Source organism: Neisseria animalis (assembly GCF_900636515.1).
Lineage (GTDB): Bacteria > Pseudomonadota > Gammaproteobacteria > Burkholderiales > Neisseriaceae > Neisseria > Neisseria animalis.
Genome location: NZ_LR134287.1, coordinates 1,207,575 through 1,222,479 on the forward strand (window position 1 = coordinate 1,207,575; position 14,905 = coordinate 1,222,479).

Below are 14,905 nucleotides of genomic sequence, written 5' to 3' on the forward strand. Positions count from 1 at the left end.
AACAGTAATTCCCGAGAGGGGCAGTAAAGCCGTTTTACTGTTCTTGGTTTTCTTCTTTGACCAAATCGCGTATGTCTTCTTTAATCGACTTGCTGTCAATAACCGAAGCCTTGCCCAACCTTTGATAGCGGCGGCTGTCGGATTCGGTAAAGTTTTGGTCGTCGTCATATTTTTTTTCTTGCAGGGCAATCATTCTCCGGCGGATGATTTTTTCGCGGTGCATATTGCGTTTTTCGCGTACCCACGCCGCAATCAGGATGACCAGCATCAGAATGCCGAGATAACCCAAAACCGGATACATCATGCCGACCAACTCTTTAAAACCCAAAAACGACAAACCGAAACCGATGGCAACCAAAACAATCATATAGGTGCGTTCTTTCGGAATATTGCCGCCCGCAAAGCGTTTTGCCAGCGCGTAATACAGGCTGAACGCGGTATTGAAAATCAGGCCGAAAATAACAACCGCATAGGCAAGCGCAAACATCGGATTGATTTCCTGCGCCAGCGTCAGCATCGGAATATCGGCATGCATTACTTTACCGACATTGGCAAACAATACAAGAGCCGCTACGGCACTGATTAATCCGACCAGCGCACCGCCCAATGCGCCGCCTTTCTGAGCCACGCCGATACGCATAACGGAACCGCCCAATACAAAAGCCATAGAAATACCGGTCATTACGCACAGCGCAAAATAATTTAAAACCGATACGCCGATATTGGGCAGCGCAGTCGGGATACTGCGGCTGACGGTGTCCAGATAATCGAAGTCATAGCTTTTACCGATAAAAGTATAGGCGGCAATCGGTATAATCATGATGATGATGATGGGCGTGAATACACCGATAACTTGGGTAATTTTTTCAAAATTCAAAAAGCTGACACCGATAATCAGCAATGCGCAAACCAACGCCCCCAGCCAAGAAGGAAAGCCGAACTGCTGGTTCAGATTTGCGCCTGCACCGGCAATCATCACAAAACCGATCACGAAGCAGGACGTAATCAGTGCAATGTCCAAAACTTTATTGGCCACCGGGTGCGCGATTTTCGATAACACTTCCGAATGGTCGTTAGACTGGTAATAACAGCCCAACATCATAATCAGGCGGCCGAATACGGTATGCATAACGAACAATACCGCGATACCGGCCATGCCCCATTTTCCGAAACTGACGAAATACTGCATCAGCTCCTGTCCCGACGACAATCCTGCGCCGACGATTACGCCTACATAGGCAAGTGCGATTCTGATGATTTTACCGATCAAAACAAATCCTAGTCTCTTGATTGAAATAGACTATGATTATATCAGTTTTAACAATTATTCGCAAAATGGGTATCAGGCCGTCTGCAAAAACGCTTGGAAACAGATTTGCAGACGGCCTTACACGCTCCGGCAGCTAAAGGACCGGCGCAAAACCATATTGATGAAAAACCGCATTCAAATTATCTGAATGCGGCTTGTTTGAAGCATGGGATTTGCGGCGTTTTCTAGGCAAACGTATGTTCGGCAGCAGGGAAAGTTTTGTCTTTCACCGCGCGGACATAGGCTTCAACCGCCGCTTGAATGCTGCTTTGACCCTGCATAAAGTTTTTCACGAATTTTGCAGTTTTGCCGGGGAATACGCCCAACATATCGTGCATCACCAAAACTTGGCCGTCGCAATCCACACCGGCACCGATGCCGATGGTCGGGCAGCGGACGGTTTCGGTAACCTGCTTGCCCAAAGCCGCCGGTACGCATTCCATCAACACAATCGCCGCACCTGCTTCATCATGTGCGGTTGCATCGTTGATCAGCGCTTGGGCGCTGTCGCCCCTGCCTTGCACCTTATAACCGCCGAAAGCAAACACGGATTGCGGCGTCAAGCCGATATGGGCGCAGACGGGAATGCCGCGAAGTTGGAGAAACTCGGTGGTTTCCGCCATCCAAACGCCGCCTTCGAGTTTGACCATGTGTGCGCCTGCCGCCATCAGTTCTGCCGCCGCAGCGAAAGCCTGTTCTTTACTTTGCTGGTATGTACCGAAGGGCAAATCGGCAACAATCATGGCATTTTTTGCACCGCGGGCCACGCATTCGGTGTGGTAGCACATATCGCGCAGACTGACGGGCAGGGTGGAGGAGCGGCCCTGAACCGTCATGCCCAAGGAGTCTCCGACCAGCAGGACATCCACGCCGGCATCGTCCATCAGCGCGGCAAAGCTGGCTTCGTAGGCGGTCAGCATGGTGATTTTTTCGCCTTCCGCTTTCATTTTCTGCAGGGTGTTGATTGTAATCATGTGGCTTGCCCGTCTGTTTGCAGACGGCCTTTATCAGATTAAAACGCGTTATTATAAGGCTTTGGGGAAGATGTGTACAAAACAAAACCGCCTAATCGCAGGATTAGGCGGTTTGGATTGGTGCCGGCGGCAGGATTCGAACTCGCGACCCCCTGATTACAAGTCAGGTGCTCTACCAACTGAGCTACACCGGCATAGGAAACATTCAAAACATTTCCTGAAAACTGGTGCCGGCGGCAGGATTCGAACTCGCGACCCCCTGATTACAAGTCAGGTGCTCTACCAACTGAGCTACACCGGCAGGAAAGCTGGCATTATGCTTGCAAAATGTTTTTTTGGCAAGATGAAATTTCAGGGTGTCGGCTGTTTTCAATAAAAAATTTTGATTTTAAATGAAATTAAATCAGGCAATATCGGCATGTGAAGCGTAAAGGCCGTCTGCAAAATGCGTGATTTGCCGGATAAACCTGTATCCGCCACGTCGTTGCGGCAGACTGTTTTGAGGACAAATCGTTTTGCAGACGGCCTTTTGCCGCCGATTATCGAAATAAAGGGCGGATTGCTGTTACAGCGCTTGCGGAGCGTTATGCTTCGGGCAAGGTCATGGCCAGAACGGTTTGTTCTTGTTTGGCTCTGAAATCGGCCAGTTTTTGAGCCAACTCGGGATTTTCATTGGCCAGCAGGGAAACGGCAAACAGCGCGGCATTGGCTGCTCCGGCTTCTCCGATGGCGAAAGTAGCCACCGGAACACCTTTGGGCATTTGAACGATGGAGAGCAACGAATCTTCGCCGCGGAGGTATTTGCTCGGTACGGGTACGCCGAGTACGGGAACGGTGGTTTTGGCGGCCACCATGCCCGGCAGATGTGCCGCGCCGCCCGCACCGGCGATGATGGCTTTGATGCCTCGGTCGCGTGCGGTTTCGGCATATTCAAACATCAAGTCGGGGGTGCGGTGGGCGGAAACGACGCGTGCTTCGTATTCTACGCCGAATTGTTTCAAAAACTCCGCCGCATGCTGCATAACCGGCCAGTCGCTGTTGCTGCCCATGATGATGCCTACTTGAATCATGTATTTCTCCATAAAAGACGGGGTGTTAAGGGAAGGTAGTAAGCATTTTGCAGACGGCTTTTGCGGTAAGGCCGTCTGCAAAATGCGGTGTAGTCCGTATCGTTATCGGCAGTCCGAACTCAATCAACGCTGTCTGACTGCCGCGGCCGCACGTTTGGCGGCGGTGCTGTCGGGATAGGTTTGTATCAGCTTGCGCCATGTGTTGCGGGCAATGTCTTTCTGCTGCATCCGGTATTGGCATTGCCCGATACTGTACAGCGCATCGGGGGCTTGCGCCGTTCCTTTGAAACGGTTGGCATAACGCCCGCCGATTTCGATAACGGATTCGCAATTACCCATACGCTGTTGGCTTTGCAGCAGCAGATACATATTGCGGCGGGCCGCTTCGCTGCCGTTGCCGCCGTCTGCACCGCGCAAGACGGCTGCGGCGGCGGTAAAGTTGCCGCGTTGGTAGAATTTCAGGGCTTGGTTGTACAGGCGTATTTCATTTTGGGCAACGGAATCGGCTTCGGCAACCGTTGCCCCGCCGTTTGCCAGATAGTTGTTTTTCAGTTTGGCATCGTTCAGGCGGTTGGAGGTAGCGGGTTTGGCTGCGGTGCGCTTCGGCGTATTGCGGCGCTCGATCTGTTGGATGCGGGTATTCAGCAATTCAATTTCGCGCTCCAAACGGGCAACCTGAATGCCGATTTGGTCGATTTGGGTTTGCTTGTCCAGTTGCGGATAAGGAATGCCGGCGGCAGGAAGCGGCTCAGCCGGAATATCGGGCAAAACGAAGCTGTCTTCATTGTCTTGTACGGCTTGAACGTTGCGGGGCTGCGTTGCGGTAACGCAGGCGGTCAGGGCAAAAGTGCTGAGTAAGAGGAGTGTAGCGTGTGTTTTCGTCATTTTTTATTTTTTGAGTAACAGGGTAAGACCGTCGCCGACGGGCAGGGTAATCGGTACGATGCGCGGATCGTGCGGGAGGTTGCGGTTGAAATCCTGCAGGATTTTCAGGCTGGGCGGTACGTTTTCCGATGGATTTTCAATCACCCTGCCGTTGAGCAGTACATTATCGATGGCGACGACACCGCCGCTGCGTACCAGCTTCAGGCAACGCTCGAAATATTGGGGCGTGGGCGGTTTGTCTGCATCGATGAGCGCCAAATCATAGCTGCCCGCTTCGCCTGAGGCAATCAAATCGTCCAGCGTCAACAGCGCCGGTTGGAGGTGCAGGGTGATTTTGTGCGCCACGCCTGCCGCCTGCCATGTTTCCCGTGCGATGTCGGTAAAGGTTACATTGATGTCGCAGGCGGTAACCGTGCCGTGTTCGGGCAATGTGAGTGCCACAGCGGTGCTGCTGTAACCGGTGAATACGCCCACTTCCAAATATTTTTCGGCACGAATCAGGCGCGCCAGCCATGTCAGCAATGCCGCCTGTTCGCGGGCAATCGCCATTTTGCCGAGACGGTGGTTTTCGGTGCGGGCGCGCAATGCGGTCAAAACGGGGTGTTCCGCTTCGCCGATTTCGTTGAGGTAGTTTTGCAGAAGGGGCGGGACGTTGGTTGTGGTGGTGGTCATATTTTCGGATACGGCAGCCGGTTCGGAATCAGTTTTGATAATAGGTATAGGGTTGCTTTTCCACTTTGGCCGCTTCAAATCCCGCTTGTTCCTGCGGGTTCAGCTCGACATCCCACAACAGGTTGCGGTTTTCCATACGCTCGGTTTCCAGCTCGGGATTGTCCGCAATCAGTTGGTCTAAAAATTGTGTGGCATCGGATCGGTAGTGATACATGGCTGTTCCTGTGACATTCGGATTCAGACCGCTATTATAACGGATATTTTTCGGGGCAACAGAGCTTGAGGGATTTTCAGGTATAATGGCGGGCGGTTGCCGCTGCGAAGTGTAGCGGCGGGGTCAGGGATATTGAAGCAAAGGCCGTCTGCAAATTTTGTATAGCATTAGATAAAAATGATAATAATCATATTGTTGTACAAGATTTTGGAAACGGACTGCTGCTTGGACGCGGCAGTTTCGGACGGCATTATCCAGTGAAGAAGAGAAAAATATGTTGAAAAAATGGTTGCACAAAGTCTTGCCCGGGAAAAAGGCGGCGGTGCACAAAGAAATCATCGGCTACGCGCAACACGGAATCAGTGCCGATATGTTGAGTTTTGCCGCCGAGAAAGTGGTAGGCCGTCTGCAAGATGCGGGTTTTCAGGCTTATATTGTCGGCGGGGCGGTACGCGATTTGCTGCTGGGGGTCGAGCCTAAAGATTTTGACGTGGCAACCAATGCCACACCCGAAGAAGTGCGCCGCATTTTCCGCCGCAGCCGCATTATCGGCCGCCGTTTTCAAATCGTTCATGTGATGGTGGGGCCGGAAACCATTGAAGTAACAACCTTCCGGGGCGGCAATAAGGCCTTGCACAACGCACAGGGCCGGATTATGAAAGACAACACCTACGGCACCATCGAAGAAGATGCCATGCGCCGCGATTTTACCTGTAATGCCCTGTATTACGATCCCGTCCGTCAGGAGATTCTCGATTTTCATCGCGGAGTGGAGGACATAGCGGATAAGAAGCTGGTGATGATTGGCGAACCGGCAGCGCGTTATCAGGAAGACCCCGTTCGGATTTTGCGTGCGGTACGTTTGTCGGGCAAACTCGGTTTTGAAGTCGAAACGCAGACGGCAGCACCGATTTCCGAATATGCAGGCCGTCTGAAAAACGAACCTGTTGCGCGGCTGTTTGACGAAATTCTCAAGCTGCTGTTTTCCGGCCATGCACGAAAATGCCTGAGCAGGCTGAACAGCTTGGAGGTGTCGGACAACATCCATCCGCTGCTGACCGCGCTCAAAGCCGCCGACCGCCCCGAAAACCGCATCATCGCTCTGGCCTTGAAAAATACCGACGAACGCTTGCGTGAAGACAAATCGGTATCAGTAGGCTTTGTACTGGCCGCAATTTTGTGGCCGCAGGTCAACCGCTACTGGCAGCAGTACCAACAGCAGGGGCAGCGTCCTGCACCCGCTTTGTCGGAGGCGGTCAACACCTTGCGCGAACAGGTAGAGAAAGGCTGGGGCGTGCCGCAACGGTTTACCGCCACCATGCGCGAGATTTGGCAGTTTCAACCGCAATTTGCCAACACGCGCGGCGCACGTCCGCACCGCCTGATTGCCCAAGCCCGTTTCCGCGCCGCTTATGATTTTATGGTATTGCGCGGGCAAACCGGCGAAGCCGATGCCGATTTGATACAGTGGTGGACGGATTTTCAACATGCAGACGAAGAAACCCGCGCCATGATGACGATGGCAGCGCAACAGCATTCTGCCCAACAATATGCAGACGGAAAATCCAAACGCAAACGCCGCCGCAAACCGCGTAAGAAAAAGCCTGCCGAATCGGAATAAAGGTTTTGTCGGTCGGCTGAAATAAGCATGAGATAAGGCCGTACAGCCATATTATAGTCATTTAAAATAAGAATGATACAGCGTTGCTTTGCCTTGCCGTACTATGTGTACTGTCTGCGGCTTCGCTGCCTTGTCTCATTCTTATTTTATTCGACTATATTTGATGCCAAACGGTGCTAAAAATTCAAAAAGCCGTCTGCAAACAGACACATCAATCTCTGATTGCGCTGTGCTGTTTGCAGACGGCTTTTTGATTACCGGCCGAATTTTACCATTGGAAACGGTAGCCGATATTGGCTTGATAGGCGCGGCGGCTTCTGCTGCCTTGTTCGGTTTCGATTTCCGCGCTCAGGCTGTGTTTCGGCGACAACATCGCACGCAAACCGGCGCGGGCAGCGAAGCGGTTGCCGGCATGGGCGATTTTGAAGTGGGCGTTGTTGAAGCGGGTATCGGTGTCGCCGTGGCTGCCGACATAATACAAACCTGCATACGGATGCAGCGTTGCACCGCCGGCGGCAAATGCCGTCTGCAAAATGCGGAATCGGACGGTATCGGTTTGTTTTAAAATCAGATGTATCGTAAAACTTGGTTACGCAACCGTCAAGATTTTTAAATTTGGTGAAGCGGCGGCATTTGTTGGAAAGCGGTCGGGGCATGGGAAGCAACTGCAGACGGCAGTCAGCGTATTATTTGAATTGCTGCACCAGCCAGATACCGGCGGCGGTCAGTACGATGGAGCCGCCGAGATGGAGTGCGGCGGAAAGGAACGCTGCACCCCAACGCTGCGACTGCATCAGGTTGACGATTTCCAGCGAAAAACCGGAAAAGGTAGTGAGGCTGCCGAGAAAGCCGGTAATCAGCAACAAACGCCATTGCGGATGCTGTATCCATTCGGCGCAAATACCGATGGCAAACGCGCCTATCCAGTTGGCGGCAAGAATAGCAGGGGAAAACAGCCAACTGCCTGCGGCAAACAATGTGCCGAGCAGCCAGCGGAGAAGGGCGCCGGATATTGCGCCGACAGCGATGGGAAGCAGTGTGTGTAACATTATCGGAGGGTGGGTTGTCCGCTTGCGTTGTGGAGAGCCGTCAAAGGCCGTCTGTAAAATCAGTGTAGGGCGGTTTTGCAGACGGCCTTTCCGGTATTTTGCAGAGATTGGTTACAGCAAGGGGCTGACCAATCTTACCGTATTTTCTACCAAACCCCACCATTTGGAGCGTTGCTGCCAGCTTTTGACGCTGATGTAGCTGCTGTCGGCAAGATAGCTTTGCTGAAGGGCGTAGATTTTTGCGGTGGTGTTTTTATCATAAATGGCCAAGCTGATTTCCAGATTCAGGAAAAAGCTCCGCATGTCCATGTTTACCGTGCCGAACAGGGAATAGTCTTCATCGATGGTTAAGGTTTTGGCGTGCAGCAGTCCGCCTTCGAATGCTGCGATTTTAACGCCTGCTTCCAGCAGCATGGGGTAATAGGCGCGGGAGGCATAGCGCACCATCAGCGAATCGACTTTGGCCGGCACAATCAGGGTAACTTCCACACCGCGTTTGGCGGCTATGGTTAAGGCCAGCAGCAGCGGCTCGTCGGGAACGAAATACGGTGTGGTAATTGTAACCTTGCGCGTTGCAGAGTGTATGGCGCTGATAATGGTTTCGTAAATAACGTGGCTGCCCTGTTCGGGAGCGGAGGGAATCACTTGCGCCACAACATCGCCCTGCCGCATTTTTTCGGGCAAGAGTTTGGGAATGCGCTCTTGGTGTTCGGTCAGGTATTGCTGTATGCCTTGCAGGTTTTCATCGTTTTCCACAGCGAGATCGGCAAAGAATACGGCGGAAAGTTCCAATACCAGCGGGCCGGTGCAGCGCATCATGACATCTACCCATTCGCCGACACCGGAATCTTTTTTAAAGTAATGCGGGTCAGCCAGATTGAAGCTGCCCGTATAGCCGATTTTGCTGTCGATAACGAGGATTTTGCGGTGGTTTCGCAAGTCGGTGCGGGTAAACAAGGTGCGCCAGATACCGACGGGCAGGGCGCGTTCGACTTCAACGCCCGCTTCACGCAAACGCTTGACCCAACTGCTTTTGAAAAAACCGCTGCTGCCCACGCCGTCTGCCAGTATCGCGCAATCTATACCGCGTTTTGAGGCGCGTATCAGGGCTTCAAGCAGGTTTTCAATTCTGCCTTTGGGGTCGATGATGTAAAACGCCAGCATACAGGAATGCTCTGCCGCCTCAATATCGGCAATCATACGCTCGACAATACTGTCGGTTGTTGAAAGCAGTGTTACCGCATTACTCTGCGTCGCTCCCAATCCGGTTATGCCGGCCGCCGCTTTGCTGATGCCGTAGTAATGCGGTTTGAGCTGATGGCTGACATCCAAATAAACATCAGCAAGATATTTGTCGGCAAATCCCCGGTAAAAGCGGTTCATTTCGTCCGTCCGTTTTGCCCGCGCCGTACCCAAACGCGGTTCGCCGATGAGCAGATAGGTAACCGTGCCGAATAAAGGAAAGAGAAACAGAATAATCAGCCAGGCAAAAGTCGAACCGATGTTTTTCTGTTTGTACAATACGCGGAGCATACAGCCTAATGCGGCAACAGTATGGATAAACAGGAAAACTTCCGCCCAGCGGATCTGGCTGAAAAACTGCATTTCGATAAGGTTTTAAGGGTAAAGTACGGATTATAGCGGAAATCACATGAATATTCGCGTTCCGCACATTTTATCCGTATAGCTTGAAATGGCGATTTGCGGTAAGATACGGAGATTGTTTTTATTTTACAGACGGCATTAAAACCTGCTGTCTGCATATTCCGACAACAGACACCCTAATTTAGAAAACACCATCATGACTACTTCCGAACTGCGCCAAAAATTCCTGAAATATTTCGAACAGCACGGCCACCAAGTCGTGCGTTCCTCCTCACTCGTGCCGCACGACGACCCCACGCTGCTGTTTACCAACGCCGGCATGAACCAATTTAAAGACGTATTCCTCGGTTTCGACAAACGCCCGTACAACCGCGCCACCACCGCGCAGAAATGCGTGCGCGCCGGCGGCAAACACAACGATTTGGAAAATGTCGGCTACACCGCCCGCCACCACACCTTTTTTGAAATGATGGGCAATTTTTCGTTCGGCGATTATTTCAAACGCGATGCGATTCACTTTGCATGGGGCTTCCTTACCGGCAAAGAATGGCTGAACCTGCCGAAAGAAAAACTGCTGGCTACCGTGTATGCAGAAGACGACGAAGCCTACAACATCTGGTTGAACGAAATCGGTATGCCGGCCGAGCGCATCGTGCGTATCGGCGACAACAAAGGCAGCCGCTATGCTTCCGACAATTTCTGGCAGATGGGCGATACCGGCCCCTGCGGCCCGTGTACCGAAATTTTCTACGACCACGGCGAAGAAATCTGGGGCGGCATTCCGGGCAGCCCGGAAGAAGACGGCGACCGTTGGATTGAAATCTGGAACTGCGTATTCATGCAATACAACCGCGACGAGGCGGGCAACATGAACCCGCTGCCCAAGCCGAGCGTGGATACCGGTATGGGCTTGGAGCGCATGGCGGCGGTGATGCAGGGCGTGCACAGTAATTACGAAATCGATTTGTTCCAAGACCTGCTCAAAGCGGTTGCCCGTGAAACCGGCAGCGAATTCAGCATGGACGTGCCCAGTCTGAAAGTGATTGCCGACCATATCCGTTCGTGTTCCTTCCTGATTGCAGACGGCGTGATGCCCTCCAACGAAGGCCGCGGTTATGTATTGCGCCGCATCATCCGCCGCGCCGTGCGCCACGGTTACAAATTGGGTCAGAAAAACGCCTTTTTCTACAAACTTGTACCTGACTTAGTGAAAGAAATGGGCGATGCTTATCCGGAGCTGAAAGAAAAACAAACCCAGATTATGGAAGCCTTGCGCGGCGAAGAAACGCGGTTCGGACAAACCTTGGAAACCGGCATGGGTTTGTTTAACCAAGTATTGAACGGCATGAAATTCATGAAGCTGGAAAGCCTGCTGCCGTCTGGAAATGCCGCACCGCTGACCTTAAAAACTTCAGACGGCCTCGAGTTTTCCGCCGTATCGCGAAACATCGGCGGCAACAAGCAAATTGCCGTTACCCCGAAGGCAGAAGGCCGTCTGAACGAAACCGTTACCGTCAGCCTTCAAGATGTGGTGGAAGATGGTGAAGTACCGGCGCAAGGCAAACCGTTTGCCGATGCTTTGGAAAAATACCTCAACGAAAACATCGCCAACAGCAAACTGATTATTTCCGGCGAACACATTTTCAAACTGTACGATACCTACGGTTTTCCGTACGACCTTACCGCAGACATGGCACGCGAATTGGGTATTGAGTTGGACGAAGAAGGTTTCGAGCGCGAAATGGAAGCGCAACGCAACCGCGCCCGCGCCGCCCAAAACTTCAAAGCCAACACCCAGCTGGCTTACGAAGGCCGAGATACCGAATTCAAAGGCTATACCGAACGCCAAACCGAAGCAAAGATCATCGCGCTTTACCAAGACGGCGAAGCTGTGGACGAGTTGGCCGAAGGCGAAACCGGCGCGGTGGTGATTGATTTCACGCCGTTTTATGCCGAATCGGGCGGCCAGGTCGGCGATGTCGGTTTCATCTTCGCAGGCGACAACCGTTTTGAAGTACGCGATACGCAAAAAATCAAAGCTGCCGTATTCGGTCAATTCGGCGTGCAGGTTTCAGGCCGTCTGAAAGTGGGCGATGCCGTTACCGCCAAAATCGACAACGACATCCGCAATGCCAATATGCGCAACCACAGCGCAACGCACCTGATGCACAAAGCCCTGCGCGATGTATTGGGCAGCCACGTCGAACAAAAAGGTTCGTTGGTAACCGCCGAATCCACCCGTTTCGATATTTCGCACCCGCAGGCCGTTACCGCCGAGGAAATCGCCGAAGTAGAACGCCGCGTGAACGCCGCCATTTTGGCCAATGTGGAAGTGAACGCCGCCATCATGAGCATGGAAGATGCACAAAAATCCGGTGCCATGATGCTGTTCGGCGAAAAATACGGCGACGAAGTGCGCGTATTGAAAATGGGTGACTTCTCCACCGAATTGTGCGGCGGTACCCACGTTGCGCGCACCGGCGACATCGGCCTCTTCAAAATCGTTTCCGAAGGCGGTATCGCCGCCGGCATCCGCCGTATCGAAGCCATCACCGGTTTCAATGCCCTGCAATGGGCGCAAAGCCAAGAACGCTTGGTGAAAGACATTATCGCTGAAGTGAAAGCACAAACCGAAAAAGACGTATTGGCCAAAATCCAAGCCAATGCCGCGCAAACCAAAGCATTGGAAAAAGAATTGGCCAAAGCCAAATCCGAACTGGCGGTACACACGGGCGCGGCTTTGTTTGACAACGCAAAAGACTTGGGCGCGGCCAAACTCATCGCCGCCCAAATCGATGCCGAAGCAGGCGCATTGCGCGACATCGTGACGGACCTGACCGGAAAAGCTGACAACGCCGTGGTGCTGCTGGCTGCGGTTAATGACGGCAAAGTCTCCCTCTGCGCGGGCGTATCCAAACCGCTGACTGCCAAAGTCAAAGCCGGCGACTTGGTGAAAACCGTGGCCGAGCAAATCGGCGGCAAAGGCGGCGGCCGTCCCGATTTGGCGCAGGCAGGCGGTAGTGATGTTGAGAAACTGGCTGATGCACTGGGAAGTGTGGAAGGCTGGATTGGCAGTAAGCTGGGTTGATTTGAGATTTGATATAACAGAGGCCGTCTGCAAATTTTAGCTTCAACGCTAAAATTTGCAGACGGCCTTTTCTATGGAACGGAATCAATCTCCCGGCCTGAGACCTTTGCAAAATTCAATGCGCCTGCCTGTGGGGAGGATTTTATAGTCGGTTTGACACAGAATGACATGGTATAGTCGAATAAAATAAGAATGAGACAAGGCAGCGAAGCCGCAGACAGTACACATAGTACGGCAAGGCAAAGCAACGCTGTATCATTCTTATTTTATTCGACTATATTATCTGTCCATAAAAAGGCCGTCTGCAAAATCGGATTTGCAGACGGCCTTTTTGATATCATCGCTTCATCAGGCAGCAGTATTTTATTGTCCTGCTTTCAGACCTTGCCACAACCGAACGGAAAGTTTGCTGGTATCGTTTGATTTAGGTGCAATCAGGAAACTTTTTTCCAATACGGCTTCACTCGGGAAGATGGAATCATCAGCAGCATATTGCGCTTCCATCAGCTTGCGGGCAGGTTGGCTTGCCGGAGCGTAGGTAACGAAATTGCCGTTTTTCGCAGCGATTTCGGGATCGAGCGTGTAATTGATGTATTGGTGCGCGTTGGCAACATTTTGTGCATCAATCGGAATCATGAACGAATCTACCCAAACGCCTACACCGCTTTTGGGTGTCAATACTTGAATATTGATGCCGTTGCCCGCTTCTTTGGCGCGGGTTTTGGCAATGTTCAAGTCGCCGCCGTAGCCGATGGCCACGCAAAGATTGCCTGCGGCCATATCATCGATATAGCCGGAAGAGGTAAAGCGTTTGATGTCGGAACGCACTTTTTTCATCATTTCAACAGCGGCTTTGATGTCTTCAGGGTTCTCGCTGTTGGGCTCTTTGCCGATGTAGTTCAAGGCAAGCGGAATTTGTTCGATGGCGCTGTCGAAATAGCTGATGCCGCAGGATTTCAGCTTGGCGGTATATTCGGGATTAAACACCAAGTCCCATTCGTTTTCAGGCAGTTGGTCTGTACCCAATGCTTTGGCAACCATATCTTTATTGATGGCCAGCGTGTTCAGGCCCCAGAAATACGGTACGGCGTATTTGTTGCCCGGATCGACAGAGGCAAGCATTTCCAACAATTTGGGGTCGATGTTGCCGTAGTTGGGGATTTGGCTTTTGTCGATTTCCTGATACGCGCCTGCTTTAATCTGACGGCCGACATTGGACACAGAAGGAGCAACCAGATCATAACCGGATTTTCCGGTCAGCACTTTGGCTTCCAATGCTTCGTTGCTGTCGTAATAGTCATAGCGGATTTTAACGCCGTTGGCCTTTTCAAATTCGACCAAGGTTTCGGGATCGACGTAATCGGACCAGTTGTAGATATTGAGATTCCCACTTTGGGCTGCGGCATTTTGCGGTTCGGATGAGGAGCGGGCGGTTTCGGCAGATTGTTTTTCCGAACCACCGCAAGCGGCTAAGGCGAGCGCTGCAACGGCAGCGGCAAAAAGAGATTTTTTCATGGATACAGTCCTTTTGTTTGAAATATCGGAAAATTGCAGCGGTGGGCGGGCTTGTTGCCGTTGCGGGCAGCCTTTGCCACATACAAAAGGAAAACTGTGGGGGCGGCCGCCCGGAGTGTCCGCTTGCAGCCCTTGGGTTTCAAGGTTCGCATTAAACGGCAAAAGCCTTGCAAATGCAATACCTTAAAATGAGAAAAATTGCTTTTTCCACTATTATTTCCGCTATGGTTTTCATCATAAACAAAAAATAATCGGATATGTATATTCGGACGGCATGACGAGTATGTCGCGGATTTGTCAAAACTGCCAAAATTGTGGGAAAATTGCGGGATTAAATTTATCTTATCAAAGGGCGACACCGTGTTAGACAGAGAAGGCTATCGCCCCAATGTCGGGATTATTCTGACCAACGACCGCAACGAGGTATTTTGGGGCAAGCGTGTACGCCAGCATTCGTGGCAGTTTCCGCAAGGCGGCATCAAGCCGGGCGAAAGCCCTGAAACGGCGATGTACCGCGAGCTTTTGGAAGAAGTCGGCCTCCTGCCGCAGCATGTGAAAATTCTGGGGCGTACAAAGGATTGGTTGCGCTATGATGTGCCGTCGCATTGGGTGCGGCGCGAATGGCGAGGCTCCTATCGGGGGCAAAAGCAGATTTGGTATCTGCTGCGTTTGGTAGGGCGTGAAAGCGATGTCAATCTGCGCGCCACCCGTTACCCCGAATTCGACGGCTGGCGTTGGCACCAATATTGGGCACCGGTAGATGAAGTAATCGACTTCAAGCGAGACGTATATCTCGGTGCTTTAAGCGAATTGTCCCGCTTCCTGCGTGGTTTGGAAAGCTTTGCCGAGTTTTCCGCGCGTACCGCCGACAATTAAAACCGACAACGCTTTCAGACTGTCTGG

The 14,905-nt window shown here is 52.1% G+C and carries 13 protein-coding genes and 2 tRNA genes; 3 read left to right on the forward strand and 12 right to left on the reverse strand.

The features are described 5' to 3' along the window. Positions 1 to 34: 34 nt before the first annotated feature. The 8 genes from EL111_RS05635 to EL111_RS05670 all read right to left on the reverse strand — a co-directional run bounded on the left by EL111_RS05635 (position 35) and on the right by EL111_RS05670 (position 5,124). Complete coding sequence (locus tag EL111_RS05635) at positions 35 to 1,270, reverse strand: YkvI family membrane protein (protein ID WP_123796156.1); 1,236 nt, start codon at positions 1,268 to 1,270, stop codon at positions 35 to 37. Positions 1,271 to 1,494: 224 nt separating this feature from the next. After that, entirely contained in the window at positions 1,495 to 2,283 is a 789-nt protein-coding gene (gene panB / locus EL111_RS05640; RefSeq protein WP_123796157.1) for a 3-methyl-2-oxobutanoate hydroxymethyltransferase, read from the reverse strand. 118 nt (positions 2,284 to 2,401) lie between these two features. Then, positions 2,402 to 2,477 (reverse strand) — tRNA-Thr (locus EL111_RS05645). Positions 2,478 to 2,508: 31 nt separating this feature from the next. After that, positions 2,509 to 2,584: transfer RNA gene (locus tag EL111_RS05650), tRNA-Thr, on the reverse strand. 283 nt (positions 2,585 to 2,867) lie between these two features. Further along, positions 2,868 to 3,353, reverse strand: a complete 486-nt coding sequence (purE, locus tag EL111_RS05655) for a 5-(carboxyamino)imidazole ribonucleotide mutase (protein WP_123796158.1) — start codon at positions 3,351 to 3,353, stop codon at positions 2,868 to 2,870. 123 nt (positions 3,354 to 3,476) lie between these two features. Beyond that, positions 3,477 to 4,238, reverse strand: a complete 762-nt coding sequence (locus EL111_RS05660; protein ID WP_123796159.1) for a tetratricopeptide repeat protein — start codon at positions 4,236 to 4,238, stop codon at positions 3,477 to 3,479. Between the two features lie 3 nt (positions 4,239 to 4,241). Then, positions 4,242 to 4,910: a class I SAM-dependent methyltransferase gene (locus EL111_RS05665; RefSeq protein ID WP_123796160.1), complete on the reverse strand. Its 669-nt coding sequence runs from the start codon at positions 4,908 to 4,910 to the stop codon at positions 4,242 to 4,244. Between the two features lie 28 nt (positions 4,911 to 4,938). After that, complete coding sequence (locus EL111_RS05670; RefSeq protein ID WP_123796161.1) at positions 4,939 to 5,124, reverse strand: DUF3460 family protein; 186 nt, start codon at positions 5,122 to 5,124, stop codon at positions 4,939 to 4,941. 274 nt (positions 5,125 to 5,398) lie between these two features. Between EL111_RS05670 and pcnB the strand changes: the two genes are divergently transcribed. Further along, entirely contained in the window at positions 5,399 to 6,745 is a 1,347-nt protein-coding gene (gene pcnB, locus EL111_RS05675; protein WP_123796162.1) for a polynucleotide adenylyltransferase PcnB, read from the forward strand. A 268-nt stretch (positions 6,746 to 7,013) separates the two neighbouring features. Here the strand turns inward: pcnB and EL111_RS05680 are convergent, their stop codons facing one another. The 3 genes from EL111_RS05680 to cls form a co-directional block, all read right to left on the reverse strand. Continuing rightward, positions 7,014 to 7,277 carry an autotransporter outer membrane beta-barrel domain-containing protein gene (locus tag EL111_RS05680; RefSeq protein ID WP_162843001.1) on the reverse strand — a complete coding sequence of 88 codons (264 nt, stop codon included), beginning with the start codon at positions 7,275 to 7,277 and terminating at the stop codon, positions 7,014 to 7,016. A gap of 154 nt (positions 7,278 to 7,431) precedes the next feature. Further along, positions 7,432 to 7,794 (reverse strand): fluoride efflux transporter CrcB, encoded by a 363-nt coding sequence (gene crcB, locus EL111_RS05685; protein ID WP_123796164.1) that lies wholly within the window; start codon positions 7,792 to 7,794, stop codon positions 7,432 to 7,434. 111 nt (positions 7,795 to 7,905) lie between these two features. After that, on the reverse strand, positions 7,906 to 9,399 hold the full coding sequence (gene cls, locus EL111_RS05690) for a cardiolipin synthase (protein WP_123796165.1): 1,494 nt from the start codon (positions 9,397 to 9,399) through the stop codon (positions 7,906 to 7,908). A gap of 196 nt (positions 9,400 to 9,595) precedes the next feature. Here cls and alaS point away from each other — a divergent pair, with 196 nt between their 5' ends. Beyond that, positions 9,596 to 12,487 carry an alanine--tRNA ligase gene (gene alaS, locus EL111_RS05695; RefSeq protein ID WP_123796166.1) on the forward strand — a complete coding sequence of 964 codons (2,892 nt, stop codon included), beginning with the start codon at positions 9,596 to 9,598 and terminating at the stop codon, positions 12,485 to 12,487. Between the two features lie 363 nt (positions 12,488 to 12,850). Here the strand turns inward: alaS and EL111_RS05700 are convergent, their stop codons facing one another. Further along, positions 12,851 to 14,002: a polyamine ABC transporter substrate-binding protein gene (locus tag EL111_RS05700; RefSeq protein ID WP_123796167.1), complete on the reverse strand. Its 1,152-nt coding sequence runs from the start codon at positions 14,000 to 14,002 to the stop codon at positions 12,851 to 12,853. A gap of 360 nt (positions 14,003 to 14,362) precedes the next feature. Here EL111_RS05700 and EL111_RS05710 point away from each other — a divergent pair, with 360 nt between their 5' ends. Next, positions 14,363 to 14,878 carry an RNA pyrophosphohydrolase gene (locus tag EL111_RS05710; RefSeq protein WP_162843002.1) on the forward strand — a complete coding sequence of 172 codons (516 nt, stop codon included), beginning with the start codon at positions 14,363 to 14,365 and terminating at the stop codon, positions 14,876 to 14,878. The last annotated feature ends 27 nt before the right edge of the window (positions 14,879 to 14,905 follow it).